Origin of the sequence: Moraxella sp. CTOTU47618, assembly GCF_032017425.1 — a bacterium.
GTDB classification, from domain to species: Bacteria; Pseudomonadota; Gammaproteobacteria; order Pseudomonadales; family Moraxellaceae; genus Faucicola; species Faucicola tetraodonis.
Map to the genome: position 1 here is coordinate 126,063 of NZ_DALZPW010000002.1, position 17,962 is coordinate 144,024.

The 17,962-nt window shown below is 45.5% G+C and carries 19 protein-coding genes and 2 tRNA genes; 10 read left to right on the forward strand and 11 right to left on the reverse strand.

Translation table 11 applies throughout. From position 1 onward, the window contains the following. Nucleotides 1-78 precede the first annotated feature (78 nt). A complete protein-coding gene (gene gltX / locus RTS09_RS02760) occupies nt 79-1,575 on the reverse strand; it encodes a glutamate--tRNA ligase (RefSeq protein WP_312534134.1) in 1,497 nt (498 codons plus the stop codon). A gap of 173 nt (nt 1,576-1,748) precedes the next feature. Continuing rightward, nucleotides 1,749-2,375: a DedA family protein gene (locus RTS09_RS02765; RefSeq protein WP_060994646.1), complete on the reverse strand. Its 627-nt coding sequence runs from the start codon at nt 2,373-2,375 to the stop codon at nt 1,749-1,751. Between the two features lie 204 nt (nt 2,376-2,579). On the opposite strand from RTS09_RS02765, the gene RTS09_RS02770 reads away from it, so the two are divergent. The 5 genes from RTS09_RS02770 (at nt 2,580) to RTS09_RS02790 (ending at nt 5,621) form a co-directional block, all read left to right on the forward strand. Further along, nucleotides 2,580-2,655: transfer RNA gene (locus RTS09_RS02770), tRNA-Ala, on the forward strand. A gap of 35 nt (nt 2,656-2,690) precedes the next feature. Next, nucleotides 2,691-2,766, forward strand: a tRNA-Glu gene (locus RTS09_RS02775). Nucleotides 2,767-3,137: 371 nt separating this feature from the next. Next, on the forward strand, nt 3,138-3,857 hold the full coding sequence (locus tag RTS09_RS02780; protein ID WP_312534137.1) for a metal-dependent hydrolase: 720 nt from the start codon (nt 3,138-3,140) through the stop codon (nt 3,855-3,857). 1 nt (nt 3,858) lies between these two features. After that, the gene (locus RTS09_RS02785) at nt 3,859-4,347 is read left to right on the forward strand and encodes a YchJ family protein (protein ID WP_312534139.1); all 489 of its coding nucleotides are present in this window, start codon (nt 3,859-3,861) and stop codon (nt 4,345-4,347) included. Between the two features lie 131 nt (nt 4,348-4,478). Next, entirely contained in the window at nt 4,479-5,621 is a 1,143-nt protein-coding gene (locus tag RTS09_RS02790) for an aminotransferase class V-fold PLP-dependent enzyme (protein ID WP_312534142.1), read from the forward strand. 89 nt (nt 5,622-5,710) lie between these two features. Here RTS09_RS02790 and RTS09_RS02795 read toward each other — a convergent pair whose 3' ends face one another. The 5 genes from RTS09_RS02795 to RTS09_RS02815 all read right to left on the reverse strand — a co-directional run bounded on the left by RTS09_RS02795 (nt 5,711) and on the right by RTS09_RS02815 (nt 9,691). Next, on the reverse strand, nt 5,711-6,613 hold the full coding sequence (locus tag RTS09_RS02795) for a histone deacetylase family protein (RefSeq protein ID WP_312534145.1): 903 nt from the start codon (nt 6,611-6,613) through the stop codon (nt 5,711-5,713). Between the two features lies 1 nt (nt 6,614). Beyond that, a complete protein-coding gene (locus tag RTS09_RS02800) occupies nt 6,615-7,499 on the reverse strand; it encodes a class II glutamine amidotransferase (protein WP_312534148.1) in 885 nt (294 codons plus the stop codon). A gap of 18 nt (nt 7,500-7,517) precedes the next feature. After that, on the reverse strand, nt 7,518-7,781 hold the full coding sequence (locus RTS09_RS02805; RefSeq protein WP_312534150.1) for a hypothetical protein: 264 nt from the start codon (nt 7,779-7,781) through the stop codon (nt 7,518-7,520). Nucleotides 7,782-7,927: 146 nt separating this feature from the next. Continuing rightward, nucleotides 7,928-8,695 (reverse strand): DUF3800 domain-containing protein, encoded by a 768-nt coding sequence (locus RTS09_RS02810; RefSeq protein ID WP_062333511.1) that lies wholly within the window; start codon nt 8,693-8,695, stop codon nt 7,928-7,930. Between the two features lie 9 nt (nt 8,696-8,704). Further along, nucleotides 8,705-9,691 (reverse strand): homoserine kinase, encoded by a 987-nt coding sequence (locus RTS09_RS02815; RefSeq protein ID WP_201665379.1) that lies wholly within the window; start codon nt 9,689-9,691, stop codon nt 8,705-8,707. Between the two features lie 92 nt (nt 9,692-9,783). Between RTS09_RS02815 and hisF the strand changes: the two genes are divergently transcribed. From hisF to RTS09_RS02835, 4 genes are all read left to right on the forward strand, one after another. After that, entirely contained in the window at nt 9,784-10,542 is a 759-nt protein-coding gene (hisF, locus tag RTS09_RS02820; protein WP_007115145.1) for an imidazole glycerol phosphate synthase subunit HisF, read from the forward strand. Nucleotides 10,543-10,671: 129 nt separating this feature from the next. Then, on the forward strand, nt 10,672-11,571 hold the full coding sequence (lgt, locus tag RTS09_RS02825) for a prolipoprotein diacylglyceryl transferase (RefSeq protein ID WP_312534378.1): 900 nt from the start codon (nt 10,672-10,674) through the stop codon (nt 11,569-11,571). A gap of 31 nt (nt 11,572-11,602) precedes the next feature. Continuing rightward, on the forward strand, nt 11,603-12,463 hold the full coding sequence (locus RTS09_RS02830) for a thymidylate synthase (protein ID WP_095356690.1): 861 nt from the start codon (nt 11,603-11,605) through the stop codon (nt 12,461-12,463). 43 nt (nt 12,464-12,506) lie between these two features. Then, on the forward strand, nt 12,507-13,034 hold the full coding sequence (locus tag RTS09_RS02835; protein WP_312534154.1) for a dihydrofolate reductase: 528 nt from the start codon (nt 12,507-12,509) through the stop codon (nt 13,032-13,034). 93 nt (nt 13,035-13,127) lie between these two features. Here RTS09_RS02835 and RTS09_RS02840 read toward each other — a convergent pair whose 3' ends face one another. From RTS09_RS02840 to RTS09_RS02855, 4 genes are all read right to left on the reverse strand, one after another. Then, nucleotides 13,128-13,616: a hypothetical protein gene (locus tag RTS09_RS02840; RefSeq protein WP_065253848.1), complete on the reverse strand. Its 489-nt coding sequence runs from the start codon at nt 13,614-13,616 to the stop codon at nt 13,128-13,130. A gap of 146 nt (nt 13,617-13,762) precedes the next feature. After that, nucleotides 13,763-15,337, reverse strand: a complete 1,575-nt coding sequence (lnt, locus tag RTS09_RS02845; protein WP_312534158.1) for an apolipoprotein N-acyltransferase — start codon at nt 15,335-15,337, stop codon at nt 13,763-13,765. A gap of 52 nt (nt 15,338-15,389) precedes the next feature. After that, nucleotides 15,390-16,289 carry a CBS domain-containing protein gene (locus RTS09_RS02850; protein WP_312176380.1) on the reverse strand — a complete coding sequence of 300 codons (900 nt, stop codon included), beginning with the start codon at nt 16,287-16,289 and terminating at the stop codon, nt 15,390-15,392. Nucleotides 16,290-16,445: 156 nt separating this feature from the next. Beyond that, the gene (locus RTS09_RS02855) at nt 16,446-16,919 is read right to left on the reverse strand and encodes a YcgN family cysteine cluster protein (protein ID WP_159676779.1); all 474 of its coding nucleotides are present in this window, start codon (nt 16,917-16,919) and stop codon (nt 16,446-16,448) included. A gap of 204 nt (nt 16,920-17,123) precedes the next feature. Between RTS09_RS02855 and RTS09_RS02860 the strand changes: the two genes are divergently transcribed. Beyond that, nucleotides 17,124-17,864, forward strand: coding sequence for a dienelactone hydrolase family protein (locus RTS09_RS02860; RefSeq protein ID WP_007115153.1), 741 nt, complete (start codon nt 17,124-17,126; stop codon nt 17,862-17,864). Nucleotides 17,865-17,962 lie beyond the last annotated feature (98 nt).

Below are 17,962 nucleotides of genomic sequence, written 5' to 3' on the forward strand. Positions count from 1 at the left end.
TTTAGCATGACCCTAGGTTACTCTTGTTAAAATAAAAAATCCGCCACAGCGACGGACTTTTATACAAAACAATTAAGCTTATTGGGTCAAAAAGCTTGGCAATGCTTTATGACGTTTTTCCAATTCTTTCGCTTTTTTCTTACTGACACCGCCTAATACCTCAATGGCATGACGCAGGCGCTGCAACGTCATATCCGCCCCAATCAAATACATTGAATTCATCACAGGCGTGCTTGACTTGCTACCTGCGATGGCAATAAAAAATGGCGACATAAAATCACGCAATTTAATGCCCATCTCGCCTGCCAAGCCAGACAATACCGCTTGTATATTCTCCTCCGTCCACACAGGCAGGGTTTCTAACTGCCATTGCGCAAGTTGTAGAATCTCCACGGTTTGTTCAGTGGATAGCACTTTATGTTCAAAGTCCACCTCACTAATGGTTGGCAAGTTTTGGAAATAAAAGCCCGACCAATTCACCGCATCCGACAACAAGTTAATGCGTGGCTGAATGGCTTTGGCAATCGCGGTGAGTTTGTCGCTGTCATTTGCCCAATCGAGAATTTTGGTTTTTAAGGCTTCGGGTGACAGTGAACGCAACCATTCGCCATTTAGCCAAGTGAGTTTTTCCACGTCAAAAATCGGACCGCCCAATGACACCCGTTTGATGTCAAAACTGGCAATCATTTCATCCAAGGTGAATTTTTCGGCTTCATTTGGCATGGAGTAGCCCATCCGTCCCAAGTAGTTGAGTAAGGCTTCTGGCAATACACCTGCATCACGGTAATAAGTGATAGACGTTGGGTTTTTGCGTTTCGATAGTTTGGATTTGTCGGGATTTCTGAGCAGTGGCATATGACAGAGTACGGGCATATCCCAACCAAAATATTTATACAACAGTTGATGTTTTGGGGCGGAGTTAATCCACTCTTCGCCACGAATGACGTGGGTAATCTGCATCAAATGGTCATCGACAACGTTTGCCAAATGGTAGGTTGGTAGACCGTCGGTTTTGAGTAGCACTTGCATATCCACTTGTGACCAAGGAATCTCGACCTCCCCACGTAGCATATCGTCAAATTTACATACACCCTCGTCTGGCACACGCATACGAATGACGAATGGCTTGCCTTCGGCGGCGAGCTTGTCCGATTGTTCACGGGAAAGGTTCGCATAGCGACCGTCATATTTTGGGGTTTCGCCCCGCGCCATTTGTTCGGCTCGCATTTGGTCGAGTTCATCACTGGTGGCAAAACAGCGAAACGCATGACCTTTGTCCAACAGTTCTTCGGCGTATTGTTTGTAGATGTCTTTACGCTCGCTTTGGCGATACGGTGCATGTGGACCGCCCACGTCTGGACCTTCTGACCAGTCAAGACCGACCCAGCGCAGCGCGTCCAAAATCATTTGTTCAGATTGCGCGGTGGAACGCGTTTGGTCGGTGTCTTCAATGCGTAGGATAAAGTCGCCGCCATGCGCTTTGGCAAAGGCAAGGTTAAATAGCGCGATATAGGCGGTGCCAACGTGGGGAAAGCCTGTGGGGCTTGGGGCAATACGGGTGCGGACTTTTGACATGGATTTCTCAATTTTACAAAAATTTTAAATTAGCGACTATTATAGCCGACTATCGAATTTTTATAAATTGAATCCTAGCGATGATATGTGGCTGATAAAATCTAAATTTGGAAGGTAACGCTAAATGCTAGATTGACTTTGGCATTTAGCGTTATTTTTGAACACTAATTCAATTATTTATCCTTGCGATGACGAATGATTTCGACAATCATTGGTACCACCGAAAACACAATAATGGCAATCATAATCCACGAAAAATGTTCTTTGACAAAGGGTAATTGACCAAAAAAATAGCCTAGCGTGGTAAAAGATACCACCCATAATACCGCGCCAACGATGTTATAGCGGGCAAACTGGGCATAATTCATGTTACCCATCCCGCCTACAAACGGCGCAAAAGTGCGTACAATGGGAATAAAACGGGCAATAATAATGGTGCGTCCGCCGTATCTTTCATAATAATCGTGGGTTTTTTGCAAATAGCTTTGCTTAAAAATCTTGGAATTGGGATTGGAAAATAACTTTTGCCCAAAGTGTTTGCCAATCTCAAAATTGACAAAATCGCCCAATACTGCTGCCACAATCAATAAACCAATCAGCACAAAGATATTCATATCGCCCACTGCGGCAATGGTGCCTGCGGCAAACAACATCGAATCCCCGGGCAAAAATGGCAACACCACCAGACCCGTCTCGCAGAACACAATGGCAAACAAAATCGCATAAATCCAATTGCCATAGTTGTTGACCAGCTCTTGTAAATGATCACCGATATGCAAAATAAAATTTACCAACCACATGGGCTATCCTTATAATTTTAGACAAAACAACAAAATATAACTAATCTACAGTCGTTATATGAAGGCAACATTAAGCAGGCATCATTATAGCAAGAATGGGTAAAAATTTTGTGTTTTTAGGCAAAAATCATCTTGACAGCAAAATCAGTTTTCAATAAAATACGCGCACTCTTAGGCAAAGCAGTCTAAATAATTCCCAAAAATGGGGCTATAGCTCAGTTGGTAGAGCACTTGCATGGCATGCAAGGGGTCAGCGGTTCGACTCCGCTTAGCTCCACCACTATTAAGTCTGCTTAGAGCACCTCGTGCGATTGCGTCCCCATCGTCTAGAGGCCTAGGACATCGCCCTTTCACGGCGGTAACCGGGGTTCGAATCCCCGTGGGGACGCCACTTATTTAAAAAAAGCCATTGTCTAACGGACGATGGCTTTTTTGTTTTTGCTGTCTGTTTGTCGTAGGCTTTTGTGGTATGTAGTGTTGCTTTGCCACATCCTAGGTTAAATAGGTTAAATAGCTTACAATGTTTTGCTTTTCTCCATGCCGCATGCCTCACCCTACAAAATCAATTTTCCTTGCGCTCAGTTGACGCTTTGTCATCAAAATTAGCATATAATTGAGCGCGCAATTGCGTATGTGATAAATGACTTTTTGGCTATCTGCTTTAAGCTACTTGATTTAAGCCACTAAATTTTACCACTCAAGATTTTACCACTTGAGTTTTGACTCGCTGATTTTAAGCTATTGGGAAACTGGGCGAAGACTATGGCAAATTTTAACACCCACATAAGCGTGGCTTTTGTCGCAAGTGGCGTCACTGGCTTGGTGATTTATAAGGCAGGGATGCTGACCGCGCCTGAATATTTGATGTGTGTGGTGGCTGGTACCATTGGTGGATTGCTGCCCGATATTGATTTGGATCACTCGGTACCCGCGACCGTAGGCTTTAATGTCGTATCGCTGTTGAGCGCATTTTTTATTGTTATCTTGTGTGTCGGGCAGTTTTCGTTGGTTGCATTGGCAGGATTGTGGTTAGCATCTTATTTGCTGATGCGCTACGGTGTGTTTAATTTATATAGCAAATTGACGGTGCACCGCGGTATCGTGCACTCGATTCCCTATCTGGGGATTATGGCGATGACCCTCGTGTACGCCAGCTTCTATGGCTTTAAGCAAGGCGCTGTTATTAGTTGGTTTTTGGGGCTGTTTTTGATGTTTGGCGCCATTGTTCATCTGCTGTTAGATGAAATGTTTAGCGTCAACCTGTTAGGGCTGAGTGTCAAAAAATCTTTTGGTACCGCGTTTAAAGTGTTTAAATTCGATCAAATAGGCTGGTATTTGGGCTTATATGCCGTGTTGGCTGCCATGATTGTGTTTGCCCCACCGTTTAAACTATTTTGGCAGACGCTACAGGACCCGATTAGTTGGCTTATTTTAAAGAAAAATATCTTGCCTACCGCCATCAACCTACCGAATATTCATTAACATGATACATACGTCACCTTGCCCGTGTGGCTCTACACTGTCTTATGCTGATTGCTGTGCGCCCCTGCATGTGGGGCAAAAAATCGCTGATACCGCAGCACAGCTAATGCGCGCTCGGTACGCGGCATTTGTGCTTCAACATATCGAGTATATCGTTGCCACCACCGCGCCTTTTCAGCAGCCGCTACTCGATACAAAAGCAATTAGCGACTGGGCGCAGCAGACTGACTGGGCAGGACTTGAAGTCATCAACCATCTAGCAAAACTTGGCAAACGCCATGCTCAAGTAGAATTTAACGCATTCTTTCACTCAACCACTGGCAAGGATGCGCATCATGAACTTTCTACCTTCGTCAACATCCCCAGCGGTCGCATAAACCGTTGGTATTTTCTAGATCCAACAGTCACCATGCAAGTTACCCAAAAACAGCCTTGCCCCTGCGGCAGTGGTGAGAAATACAAACGCTGCTGTGGACAGTTTTTGGCTTAATCGCTGCGCCATTGATAACAAAAACTTTAACAACCACTCTACAATTTTTTTGTTTTTTAAAAGGGCTTTTTTGCTAGACTAATTTTATTTGCGATTTTGCGATAACGACAACGATATTAAAGGAGAGTCCCATGCCAGCCCTACGCCAAGATATTGATCCAGACGGTTTATTAGAATATTCTGTGGTCTACACCGACCGCTCGCTCAATCACATGTCCAAAAAATTCCAAACAGTGATGAATGATTTGTCCACAAGCTTAAAAAACGTGTATAACGCCGATGCGGTGGCAATCGTGCCGGGTACAGGGACTTACGGTATGGAAGCGGTTGCGCGTCAGCTTGCCACTGACCAAACAGTGCTCATCATCCGCAACGGCTTTTTTAGTTTTCGCTGGACGCAAATCCTTGAAAAAGGTCGTATCACGGATGACGTGACCGTCCTGACCGCACACATCGGTGACAACAGCGATTCAATGGGGCAACAACAGCAGTTTGAGCCAGTGGCAATCGAGACGGCTGTCGCTGAGATTCAATCCAAAAAACCTGCGGTGGTATTTGCCCCCCATGTCGAAACCGCGGCAGGCTTGATGCTGCCTGATGACTACATCAAACAACTTGCCGATGCGGTGCATAGTGTCGGTGGTTTACTGGTTATCGACTGTATCGCCTCAGGCTGTATATGGCTTGATATGAAAGCGTTGGGCATTGACGTGCTCATCTCTGCGCCACAAAAAGGCTGGTCAAGCACGCCATGTGCAGGACTAGTGATGATGAATGAGCAAGCGGTTGCCAAAGTGGAAGCCACCGAATCAACCAGTTTTGGGCTAGATCTCAAACAGTGGCTCACTATCATGCGCGCTTATGAAAATGGCGGTCATGCGTATCATGCGACGATGCCAACCGATGGGCTGACCAAATTTCGCGATACCGTCAAAGAAGCCGAAGCGATTGGACTTGATAAACTCAAAAGCGCCCAATTTGAATTGGGTCAAAAAGTGCTCTCTGTCCTCAATCAACATAATATTATCAGCGTCGCAGCTGAAGGCTACCAAGCGCCCGGTGTAATTGTGGTCTATACCGACCGTGATGATATGCACAAAGGTGCAGCATTTGCGACCCAAGGCTTACAAATTGCAGGCGGCGTGCCACTGAAAGTTGGCGAACCCGACAGCTTTAAAACATTCCGTTTGGGGCTGTTTGGGTTAGATAAATTAACAGATGTCGACGGTACAGTCAGCCGTTTTAAGCAAGCGCTTGAGAAAGTATTAGCCTAATTATCAACGTACGTGTTGGTGCATTTATTAGCATAACCACGGTGTATTTTAAAAGCTCTGTATAACAGGGCTTTTTTATTGCTTTAAAATTACTTATACAGCCTTTTTGCCATGCGAAAGGTATTGCAATGGGCTTCCACCACATCGTCGATGTTTTCTGAGTAGCCGCCACCCATCACCACCGCCACTGGAATTCCATGGGCTTTCGCTTGGCTAAATACAAACGCATCACGCTTGGCACAGCCGTCACGGGTGAGCGCAAGTTTACCGAGCTTATCGGTGGCGAGCACATCCACAGCGGACTGGTAAAACAGCATATCGGGTTTCACTTTTGTGATAAGTGCTGGCAGCGTCTCCATTAATATTGCTAAATACGCCTCATCGCCTGTCTCGTTTGGCAAATCAATATCTAAATCAGATGCTTGCTTGCGAAACGGATAGTTTTTTGCGCCATGCATACTGAAGGTAAATACCCGAGGTTCATTTGCCATCAAATGCGCTGTACCGTTGCCTTGATGCACATCCAAATCCACGGTCAGAATTTGGGTCGCTTGTCCACGTGCCAACAATAAATTACTCGCCACCGCCACATCGTTAAACACGCAAAACCCTTCGCCATGATCGGCAAAGGCATGGTGGGTCCCGCCTGCGATATTGAGCGCGACACCGAATTGTTTGGCGAATAACGCACATTCATAAGTGCCGTGGGCAATCACACGTTCCCGCTCAACGAGCCTTGGCGTCATCTCAAAGCCGATGGCGCGCGCGTCTTTGGCGGGCAATGTTTGGTGTTTTAGATGCTGCCAATACCTTTGTGTATGTGTGGTGAGAATTTCGTCTTCGCTCAATCGCTGCGGGGCAAAAAAATTGGCTTGGGTGAATGTACCCTCCGCCAATAACCGCTCCGCAATCATCGGATATTTTTGCATGGGAAAACGGTGACGCTCGGGGACGTCATATTTAAAAATATCAGAATAAGCGACTTTTATCATATTATAAGCTCGCCCCCACTTTGCGGGCGATAGCAATGCCTTCTTCAATGGTTAAGCAGGTCGGATTATCAGGGGTATCTTTAAATAAAATATCGCCATCCCGAAACATCAAACATTCATCCACATACAGCTGTTGCCAGTGTTCGTTGTAAGTCAAAGGAATGGTAGTAATCAAGGTGACTTTATCGGTCTGCGAGGTCACTTCACTAAAATCAATCGCCAGCTCACTGTCAGCGAGTTTCGCCTCACCAAATGGCGCTTTACGGGTGATAAAAAACAGCAAGCTTCCTGCATACGCTAGCTGCCAATCGCCATTGCTAATGAGACAATTAAACAAGCCCAACGCCGATAACTCACGACAAATCGTGGTCAAAAACTGGAATAACACCTCGTCACTGGGCGGCTCACTAAATTGTGATTTGAGGCGATTGAGCAGATAACAAAATGCCATCTCCGAATCGGTTGTACCTACGGGCTGATAGTGGGTGGGCACAGGACTGAGCTGGTCAATAAAACCCATCTGCAGCTGCCCATTATGCGCAAACGCCCATTCCTCGCCCCATACCTCACGGACAAATGGGTGGGTATTAGCCAAGCAATTTGTGCCTTGCGTGGCTTTGCGAATATGGCTAATTACATTCATCGCCTTAATCGGATAACTGTTGACTAAATCCGCCACCGGTGAGCAGAAACTTGGCTTGTCATCGTGAAATTGACGTATCCCAGCTTTACGATTACACTGCGATGGGTCGGGATTTTTTTCAAAAAACACAATACCAAACCCATCGGTATGGATATCGGTCTGCCCGCCCCGCTTGCGAAACCCCGCAAAGCTAAAATGAATATCAGTGGGTGTGTTGCAATTCATACCCAGAAGTTGGCACATGGTGATTAGGGTTCCTTTCTACTGCAATTTTGCTGAGTCGTTATGGTCTACCAAGCCGTCATCCGCTAGTTGCGAGGTGTCATCGATATTATCGAGCAAAGCTCTGGCTTGCTCAACATCTTCAGGGGCAACCCATAGTACACCGCCTGTGTTTAATCCCATCAAATCAACGAGTTGGGTCTGTACGTTGATGCCGTTGTTTTGTAAATAGATGGCGTGGGTTTCTGCCAATAAGTTGGTCGGGTATTCGGCAAGTTTCTGCCAGTTGTTAGTATCATTCATCTTTACTATTCCGAGAATTATGTATATTTTGGTAAAATTAAATTGAAATCAATCATAAAAATGCTATTATTAATAGGTAGTCTGACCTAGGGCTAGACCCTACAGTAGGACTCATCGGGTTCGGCGAAAGCTGAACCCTTTTCTTTTTAACGTATAACTATGCCTAACGGATGACTTTTACTTGCTTGTTTTAATAAAACTGGCATTAGTCTATCAAGATAATTTCTACCACCTTTCTTTTTAACATATTGATTAGTAAAAAATTTCTGCCCCAAGAAATAAGCATTAACATCGGCTAATTGAATAAAATAAGAATGTGCAGAATCACGATGAATTGCATCTTCTATTACCCATTGTGTGGGCATCATACGATAGCCTGAGCCCAAGTTAAAGCTATTTGGGACAGGATTATATCTTCTCATTCGTCGGGTTAAATTTCTTAATTTTATCTCATCAGTTTTATCAACAAATAACAAAGCTGAATCAGTTGCATTGTTTGAACCAATAAAATTGTGATGATAAAGTGTATTTTCGATACGCTGAATAAGCGTTTGCCAAGCAAGGCTAAAAATATCACTATTTAAAGATTTATTCTTTTTGTTTACCACCACGTTCACAATTTGATAATTAAGTAAACTTGCTTGAAAATCAATAACATCTCGTAACAGCCTGAGCCGTAAAGACTTAGGAATTCTCTGAAAATCACCAGGTTTGTGAATAAAATGAGAACAGTGAATTTCTTCTCGTAATTTAAAACCATAGCTTGCTCTCAGTTCTTTTCTAAAGCCAATCACTGAATTTAACGTGGTTTGCCAATGACTTTCATGAACTACGATAGCACTTAAACAAAAATAATTCGATGGACTATTTACCAAGCCAGTATCACCGCTTTCATCCACATACACAAGAAACATTGAATATCCTTATTTCACGCTCGCCCAATGAAAGCTGGCTAGGCGTTTCATCAAATCAGGATTTTTCACCATAATATTATCGCCCGTGCGACCTTGCTGACGGTTATAATAAATCACATTCAAACGCAGCAGCCAAAACGTCACGCCCGCCATAGCAAGCATAACTGGCAATGCCTTTTTCTCATCATCGCTCAAAGCGCGTTTGCTCTCGTACCCTTGTAAAAACGCTTGCATTTTGGCGTCATCAAAATTCACCGCTTCGCCATCATTGGCGTTACCCCAAGTGGTGCAAAAATCATTAATGGTGATCGCCACATCCATCACAAAATGTTCAACACTGACTTCAGTAAAATCAAGCAAACCTGTGAGTGTTGGCTGGGTTTCATCACTAAAATCCCACAGCGTGTTATCGGCAAACATATCTAGATGACATAAACCTGTTGGCAAATTTTTGCTCGCTACGGTTTCGTACGCTTGCCAAATATCATTCATCAGTTTGGCTTCATCGCTTGGCATAAACTTGGTTTCACGGTCACGCACCAGATGCCAAGGATATAACTCAACGCCATAGTTTTGTGCAGGGGTCAAGGTTTGCAAGGTTTGGTGAAGAACGGCTAAAGCCTCGCCCATTTGGCGACACATATCAGGTGTGGTTGCTTTCGGGTGACCGCCCGAGAGTTTTGGTGACACCACAATAGCTTTGTTGTCAAAATACAGCAAATACTCGCCGTTTTTGGCGGCTAGCGGTGCTGCTACAGGTAGCTGGTCTTTTAATCGGTTGAGGATAATCGCCATTTTTTGAATTTCATGCGGTTTGCGTTCCTCAAACAAGGTAAATACATAAGACGGCTCGCCGGCTTTGTCCGTGGTTGTTTCAATAAACCAATTACTGTTTTTGATACCCTGTGTGATAGGTATGGCTTTGGCAAAATCCACGCCAAATTGTTGGCAAAAATCACTAAATTGTTGGTCAGTCAACTGGGTATATACAGACATAAGGCATCCTTGAAGCGCAGCACACCGATAAAACTGCGGTAATGGCAAAGTAAATTTGATAAACTTACGGCTATTATAGAAGGAAATCGAATATGTTAGCAAAACGAATTATCCCTTGCCTTGATGTTGACAATGGTCGGGTGGTCAAAGGTGTGCAGTTTGTCGACATCAAAGACGCGGGCGACCCTGTTGAAGTGGCGCAGCGCTACAACGAACAAGGCGCGGATGAAATCACTTTTTTGGACATCACCGCTACCCATCATGGACGCGACACCACCTATCACACGGTTGAACGCATGGCAGAGACCGTATTTGTACCGCTGACCGTGGGCGGCGGGGTGCGTAAAGTCGATGACATTCGTCACTTGCTAAACGCCGGCGCGGATAAAGTATCGATTAATTCAGCGGCAATTTTTAACCCTGAATTTGTCGGTGAAGCGGCAGCGCGTTTTGGCAGTCAGTGTATCGTAGTAGCGATTGATGCCAAAAAAGTGGCTGACAATCAATGGGAAATCTTTACCCATGGGGGACGCAAAGCGACTGGCATTGATGCGGTGGCATGGGCGGTAAAAATGGCAGGGTTTGGGGCGGGTGAACTGCTTGTCACCTCGATGGATTCAGATGGTACCAAAAACGGCTATGATATCGCCTTGATGAAACGTATCACAGATAGCGTGAATGTGCCAGTGATTGCGTCGGGTGGTGTCGGTAATTTGCAACACTTGGCAGATGGGGTGCTACAAGGCGGTGTTGATGCGGTACTAGCGGCGAGTATTTTCCATTTTGGCGAATATACCGTGGGGGAAGCCAAGCAGTTTATGGCACAGCAAGGCATTGAAATGCGCTTGTAATGGCGAGCCTTGTGAGAACGATAGCCGTTGGTAATAACTAAAAGGGCACAGCAAAAAATAGCCCAAACTAGCCAAAACTGCTATGATATTGGCATTTTCGATAATGACTAAATTGCCATGTTTCCACTAATTTTAACTCACCCGCAATGGGATCCTGTCGCTCTGCATTTGGGACCTATCCAAGCCCACTGGTACGGGCTGATGTATTTACTGGCTTTTGCTGCCGCTTATACGTTGGCTTGGTATCGCACTAAGTCACGCCCAGACTGGAATGCCGACATGGTCGCTGACCTGGTATTTTACGGGGCGATGGGCGTGATTCTAGGCGGTCGTATCGGCTATGTGCTGTTTTATCAATTAAGCGAATTTTTAGCCAATCCGATGTATTTGTTCAAAATCAACCAAGGCGGTATGTCGTTTCATGGGGGATTTTTGGGTGTTGCCATCGCAATGCTATTTATTGCCCGCAAATACAAAAAAAACATTTGGAATGTGCTAGATTTTATTATTCCCTGCGTGCCAACCGGACTGCTGTTTGGTCGTATTGGCAATTTTATCAATGGCGAATTGTGGGGTCGCGTGTCTGACGGGGGTTACAACTGGCTAATGCTGTTCCCGCAAGCGGTCAATGAAGACAATGAACTGCTGAAACAATCCCCTGCCCTGCAAAGTCTTGCGCAAACCTTTGTGATTGATGGCAACAATTATTTGTTACTTCCCCGCCATCCGTCACAGTTGTATCAGGCTTTTACCGAAGGCGTGGTACTGTTTGTTTTGGTTTGGTGGTTTGCCAGTCGGCCGCGTCCGCGTATGGCGATTAGTGGCTTGTTTGTGATGGGCTACGGTATTGCACGTTTTATTACCGAATTCTTCCGCCAACCTGATGCTGACCAAGGTTTTATTTTATTAGGGTGGATGACAAAAGGGCAAATCTTAAGCCTACCGATGATTATCGGCGGTTTGGTTTTATTGATTTGGGCGTATAAAAACCAAATTTACGATTGGGGCCGTCAAAAGAATGTGGACTAACAAAGAAAACTAACCAAGGAACTCATCACCCATGATTACGTCAAAAAACGAACAAGCCTATTTGGATTTACTTAAACTGGTGCTAGCTAACGGCATACAAAAAGGCGACCGTACGGGTACCGGCACCATCAGCTATTTTGGCGCGCAGATGCGGTTTGATTTGAATGAAGGTTTTCCACTACTGACCACCAAAAAAATCCATACCAAAAGCGTGATTTATGAGCTGCTTTGGTTTTTAAAAGGCGATACCCACGTCCAATACTTGCAGGACAACGGGGTACGTATTTGGAATGAATGGGCAACCGCCGAGCAAACTGCCCGCTTTGGCAAGCCTGAAGGCGAACTTGGCGCGGTATACGGACACCAGTGGCGCAACTTCGGGGCAAGCAAAAAAGCGGACGGCAGCTACCATTCAGACGGTTTTGACCAAATCAGTTGGGTGGTGAATGAAATCAAAAACAACCCAAACTCGCGCCGTTTGATTGTCTCTGGCTGGAATCCTTTGGAGGCCAACGAAGTGGCCTTGCCACCTTGTCATACCCTGTTTCAGTTTTTTGTCGCCGATGGCAAATTATCTTGTCAGTTGTACCAACGCTCGGCGGATTTGTTTTTGGGTGTACCGTTTAACATTGCCAGCTATGCCTTGCTTACCCACATGATAGCCCATGTGACCGGGCTTGGCGTCGGTGAGTTTGTGTGGACGGGCGGTGATTGTCATATCTATAACAACCATCTACAGCAAGTGCATGAGCAGCTTAGCCGCGAGCCGTTTGCCCTACCAAAACTTTGGCTCAACCCTGAAGTTACTGACATTTTTGCGTTTGATTTTAACGATATAAAAATTGAAAACTATCAAAGCCATGCCACAATTAAGGCTGAAGTCTCTGTATAAGCTTGCAGCCCAATGCCAAAACTCACAGCAATAAGGATAAATCATGAGTTATTCTAATGTGGAAGTCGCCCAAATCGTGGCGATGAGCCAAAACCGCGCCATTGGCAAAGACAATCAATTGCCTTGGCATATCTCTGAGGACTTGAAACATTTTAAAAAACATACCAATGGCGGTATCGTGATTATGGGTCGCAAGACCTTTGAATCCATGGGCGCAAAACCCTTGCCCAACCGTACCAATTTTGTGATTACCACCAATTTGGACTACCAAGTAGATGATGATGCCGTCATTGTGATGCACAACCTAGATGAAGCACTGACCCAAGCCTCGTCGCTCGCCCATGGTAAAGGTTTACAAACGATTTGGGTAATTGGTGGCGAAAAAGTCTTCCAACAAGCCCTACTGTTTAGTGATCGCTTAGAAATCACCCATGTCGATACTGTGATTGACAATGCAGCGGCGTTTTATCCAGAGATTACCAGTGATTTTGTCAAAACAGCAGAAAGTGAAAAATTCACGGATGAGCAAAGCGCGTTAAGCTATCAGTTTGTCACTTACCAAAAAGCTTAAGCTTGACAGTGACAACTCAGCGCACAAAAAAAACCACGTCATCTAACGTGGTTTTTTATGCAGCTGTAGTTTTTTTATTTAGATATTGATGTTTTATTTTGATTGTTCTTGAGATTTGACCGCTGAGGCAACAGGTGGTGCGATATTTGGGGTGTCACCTGTTTTGGCTTTAATCTCTGCTTTGGCTTCAGCCGTTGAGGCATTACGCGCTTCAATGGTCGATGTTTTTGCAGTAGCCGTTGGTGCAGAAGATGGCGTCATAGAAGCATTGTCTGGGCTAGCAACCGTGGCATTTGGACCTGTTGCGGTGTCTGCATTGGCAGTGGCGGTGGTGGTTTCACCCGCCGCAGGTGAGGTTGCCGCAGGCGTCGAACCCGCTGGTTTGGCAGCGGCAGCAGCAGATGCAGCGGCTTTGGCTTCTACTTCAGCATTGAGTTTTGCAACGTCAACGTGGTTACCAGCGGGGCGAACAATTGCTGAAATAAGGATTAATAAAACCACGCCTAGAAACGCTAAAACGCCAATTAAAGAGTAACTAAGTTCTTTTTTGACATTGTTTTCCACGACTTCATGATGAGCCATCGTAAACCTCACTGTAAATCATTGGGGCAAGAGTTGTTGAATCTAAATGAATTCAAGTCTAATTTTTAACTATTATACGGAACTTTGTAACCATTATATACTAAATTTTTGCAATTGGTGACAAAACCTTACTGCATCTAAGGTTTTTAACGTGTTTTACGAACCAGCCAACTAATCAGTAGCAAGAGCGCTGCCAGTGCCAAGATAGGATAACTACCCCAGCGCATAAATGGCGTATTACCAATGCGCGATTGAATCTCACCCCGTAGCACCGTGCGTTCAAAGGCTGGCGCTTTGGCAACAATGTTGCCTTTATCATTGATAATGGCGGTCACGCCTGTATTGGTCGCGCGCATAAACCAGCGACCGGTTTCAATCGAGCGCATTTGCACCATCTGTAGATGCTGTAATGGACCTGCCGATGTGCCAAACCAGGCATCATTGGATACGGTCAATAAAAAGTCGGTATTTTTGGCATTGCGGCGGGTGGTATCAGGATAGGCGACTTCATAACAAATCGCCACGCCGACTGGGTGGTTTTTGACTTGCAAGGGTGCTTGGTGCGCAGACCCACTGCGAAAACTCATGGTGCCACTCATCAAGTTTGGCAATGCCCAATCTAACATACCTTCAAACGGGATATATTCGCCCACGGGTACCAAATTTTGTTTCTTGTATAAGCCTTTGGCATCGGCGCCCAAAGCAATCACACTGTTGTAAAATGGCTCGTATTTATCAACTTTTGGGTCGTATTTATTGACATCGACATACGGAATACCGGTGAGCCATGCGGTATTGCTTTCGCGGGCTTGGGCAGCAATTTGGCTGATAAAGGGCATGGCGTCGGTCTGAAACATCGGAATTGACGACTCTGGCCATAAGATAATGTCCTGCCCCCATTCTGTTTTACTTAAGCCTGCATAGATACCCAGCGTTTGGATTTGGTACTCTTGCAGCCATTTTAAGTCCTGCGGAATATTGCCTTGCACTAACGAAACTTTTAGATTTGGTGTGCCTTTGGGGGTCGTCCATTGCGGGGCAATAAGCCACAGCGCAACGCTTGCCAGTAACATCACAGACGATGGAATTAAAAAACGGTATTTTTTTCGCGCCGCTTCCACCAGACTTGCTGAGACGAACACGGATACAAAGCTCAGCGCCAACACCCCAAAAATTGGGGCAAGGCTCGTCAGCCAAGGTTGCGCTGTATAAGCATAGCCCACGAATAGCCAAGGAAAACCTGTAAATAGCCAGGTTTTTAACCACTCTTGTACCACCCATAATGACGCAAAGCTTAGCGGCTGTTTTGCCACAAAGCGATTAAAAATGACTGCCAAGGCGCCATGAAACAATCCCATCCCCAAGCCAACAAAGCCAATCATCAGCAAAGCTAATAAGGTAGGGGTATCGCCGTAGGTATGAATCGAGGTAAACAACCAAAACGCGCCCACGCTCCACAATCCCATGCCATACATTTCACCGAGCCAAAACGCCCGCCAATTTGACATGGAGGGCAATAACAGCCAATACAGCACCAGTGGCGACAACAGTGCCACTATCCAAAAATTGTAAGGCGCTAACGCAAAGACAAATGCCGCACCCGCAAGCCAAGCCAGCACCAGTTTGGGTAACAGGGGCTGTTTGGTATTTGCAGATTTGGCACTATCGTGATGAGATTGTACAGAAAGTTGCTTTTTTAGGGACTGGGTAGTAAGACGCATTGGCGAGTATTGCCTTTAGGGTTAAACGGTTTTGCAAACATAAGTAATTGGACTAATCGTCGAGCTGATTATACCCTTTAACCAGTTCAATTTCTTGGATAAATCGACCATCTGCTGACAATACCGTCAAACGACAATCGTCAATAAAGACGGTTTGACCCAATACCTCATTGACTTCGCCAAGCTCTTGCATGACCAGTCCACCCATACTAGTGACATCCTCACTATCAAAATGGGTACCTAGCTGTTCATTACAGTCTGAGACTGAGGTGATGGATTGCACAATCCATGTGTCAAGCTGGTTGGGCACAGGCACTATATGATTGATATCGGTATCTTCTTCGATGTCGTCATGCTCATCGATGATATCACCGACAATTTCCTCGAGTAAGTCTTCCATCGTCACCACGCCTGATGCCACCCCAAACTCATCGATGACGATTGCCATATGAATTTGATTTTTTTGAAATAGACGCAGCAGGTTGTCAGAACGCGCAGTTTCACTGATATAAATTGGCTGACGTACAATTGCCTCAAGATTGAAATGGTCAATGTTTTGACCTTGCGCCTTGGCGACCAAAAACGGAATCAAATCTTTGGCAAGTAAGATACCCATCACTGTGTCTTTGTTATCATCGGTAAATACAGGATAACGCGAGTGGGCGGTTTCCATATAGAGCGACATGATGTCTTGCAAGTTTTGGTGCTGGGTGATGCCTGCAACGTGGCTGACAGGGGTCATGATTTCTCGTACTTGAATAGCGGGTAAATCTAGCACGCCCTCTAACATATCGACGGTGTCGGGCGCCAAAAATCGACGCGAATCATGTACCAATTTGACTAGTTCATCACGGGTTTCAGGGGCGGTGGATAGCCAGCGTTTCAGACCGCGTGACCAGCTACTGCCTTGTTGTTTGTTTGACAGGTGTGAACTCGAATTGTCGTCTGACATAGCCGACGAGACCCTCATATGACGAAAGATTTTTTTACCTTACCTTAACCCCATGATGATTGCAATGGTATTTTTCTTAATTTTATTGTATTTTTTGGCTGATTTTACTCACCCATCAGCTTGTTCAGTGCTAGCAAAGCCTCGAATAAACTAGCACTATTGGCGAATCCAATGGATTACCCGTTCTTCTTGCTCTAGCTCAGAGACTTCTGTTTCAGACTGACAGCGTCCCGCCACGCTAATATTTTTTTGGCGCATCATGGCTTGTGTCACGGCGGCATCCTGAGTGAGTAATAAATGCCAGCTTGGCAGTGATTGCCCGTAGTACAAGCGCTTGTAGGCACAGCTTGCCGGTAGCCAGTACATCTCGCCAATGTTATCGATGGTCAGGCTGATGCAATCGGGCACATAGTCGCGCCTTGTTGGGTAATGCTGGCAAGCCCCTGTGGCACAATCAAGCAGGCGACAGGCGACATCACTGTATTCAACTTCATCGGTGTCATCGTCTTTAAATTTAATCAAACAACACGCCCCACAGCCATCGCACAAGGCTTCCCATTCAGCTTGGGTCAATTGTTCTAACGAAAATCGCTCCCAAAATTGCGGGCGTAAGGTAACAGATTGGCTCATTATGTTTCCAACTTTCGGCTTGTATAAAACAGTGACAGTATTATAACGGAAAATACGATGATTTCAGTATACAGTAATGCCTGTATTAACCGTTGCACTGACTTGCCACGCTCTCATTAGCGTATGAATCCAGCGTTTTTATAACGCCAGTGTCTTATAACAATAGCAACCAATCATATATTTACCATAACATAAGGATGCATGATGCCAATTCAAATTTTACAACTCGAATCTACCACCACCGATGGCGTGGAGCTCAAAAGCTATGTCTGTCTACCAGAATCAGCGAGCCACGACAATCCTGCCCCAGCGATTTTAGTGGCGCCTGAATGGTGGGGCGTGGTTGAGCACCCACAAAAAGTCACTGAGCGTTTAGCCGAAGCGGGTTTTGCTGCCGTCGCCATGGATGTGTATGGCGAGGGTAAACTGACCACAGATGCCGCCCAAGCCAATGAATGGATGAGCCAAATGCTCGCTGACCAAGACATGTTAATGGCGCGCTGTAAACTCATTATGGATGACTTTACCGACCTTGAAGCTGTTGACACAAACCGTCTTGGCGCAATTGGTTTTTGCTTTGGCGGCAAAATTGCTCTAGACATGGCGCGTGAAGGCTTCCCACTCAAAGCAGTGGCGACTTTCCACGGCAACCCTACCCCAAAACAACCGGCACAAAAAGGCAAATTCACTGCCAAAGTGTTGGTGGCACATGGTGAAGCCGATAGTATGGTATCAATGGACGCCATTGAAGGGCTAAAAAAAGAGTTGGATAACGCCGATGTAGAGTACACAGTCGATGTATACGAAGGCGCCAAACACGGCTTTACCAATCCTAATGCTGACAAACGCGCCGAAGAAAATGGCGTGGATTTGGGCTATGATGCGGATGCGGCAAAAGCCAGCTGGGATGAAATGATTGCGTTTATGCAAGACAATCTTGTATAACATATGCCAGTTGCATCCTAACAGCAAAAGCAATATCCCTCATGATATTGCTTTTTTTATGTCTATGTCCCAGTTTTAGTCAAGATTTTTAGCCATCT

Bases quoted from the DNA above. Each gene is read 5' to 3' on its own strand.
- gltX (WP_312534134.1), bottom strand. From the start codon at position 1,575: ATGTCAAAAGTCCGCACCCGTATTGCCCCAAGCCCCACAGGCTTTCCC.
- RTS09_RS02765 (WP_060994646.1), bottom strand. From the start codon at position 2,375: ATGTGGTTGGTAAATTTTATTTTGCATATCGGTGATCATTTACAAGAG.
- RTS09_RS02780 (WP_312534137.1), top strand. From the start codon at position 3,138: ATGGCAAATTTTAACACCCACATAAGCGTGGCTTTTGTCGCAAGTGGC.
- RTS09_RS02785 (WP_312534139.1), top strand. From the start codon at position 3,859: ATGATACATACGTCACCTTGCCCGTGTGGCTCTACACTGTCTTATGCT.
- RTS09_RS02790 (WP_312534142.1), top strand. From the start codon at position 4,479: ATGCCAGCCCTACGCCAAGATATTGATCCAGACGGTTTATTAGAATAT.
- RTS09_RS02795 (WP_312534145.1), bottom strand. From the start codon at position 6,613: ATGATAAAAGTCGCTTATTCTGATATTTTTAAATATGACGTCCCCGAG.
- RTS09_RS02800 (WP_312534148.1), bottom strand. From the start codon at position 7,499: ATGTGCCAACTTCTGGGTATGAATTGCAACACACCCACTGATATTCAT.
- RTS09_RS02805 (WP_312534150.1), bottom strand. From the start codon at position 7,781: ATGAATGATACTAACAACTGGCAGAAACTTGCCGAATACCCGACCAAC.
- RTS09_RS02810 (WP_062333511.1), bottom strand. From the start codon at position 8,695: ATGTTTCTTGTGTATGTGGATGAAAGCGGTGATACTGGCTTGGTAAAT.
- RTS09_RS02815 (WP_201665379.1), bottom strand. From the start codon at position 9,691: ATGTCTGTATATACCCAGTTGACTGACCAACAATTTAGTGATTTTTGC.
- hisF (WP_007115145.1), top strand. From the start codon at position 9,784: ATGTTAGCAAAACGAATTATCCCTTGCCTTGATGTTGACAATGGTCGG.
- RTS09_RS02830 (WP_095356690.1), top strand. From the start codon at position 11,603: ATGATTACGTCAAAAAACGAACAAGCCTATTTGGATTTACTTAAACTG.
- RTS09_RS02835 (WP_312534154.1), top strand. From the start codon at position 12,507: ATGAGTTATTCTAATGTGGAAGTCGCCCAAATCGTGGCGATGAGCCAA.
- RTS09_RS02840 (WP_065253848.1), bottom strand. From the start codon at position 13,616: ATGGCTCATCATGAAGTCGTGGAAAACAATGTCAAAAAAGAACTTAGT.
- lnt (WP_312534158.1), bottom strand. From the start codon at position 15,337: ATGCGTCTTACTACCCAGTCCCTAAAAAAGCAACTTTCTGTACAATCT.
- RTS09_RS02850 (WP_312176380.1), bottom strand. From the start codon at position 16,289: ATGTCAGACGACAATTCGAGTTCACACCTGTCAAACAAACAACAAGGC.
- RTS09_RS02855 (WP_159676779.1), bottom strand. From the start codon at position 16,919: ATGAGCCAATCTGTTACCTTACGCCCGCAATTTTGGGAGCGATTTTCG.
- RTS09_RS02860 (WP_007115153.1), top strand. From the start codon at position 17,124: ATGCCAATTCAAATTTTACAACTCGAATCTACCACCACCGATGGCGTG.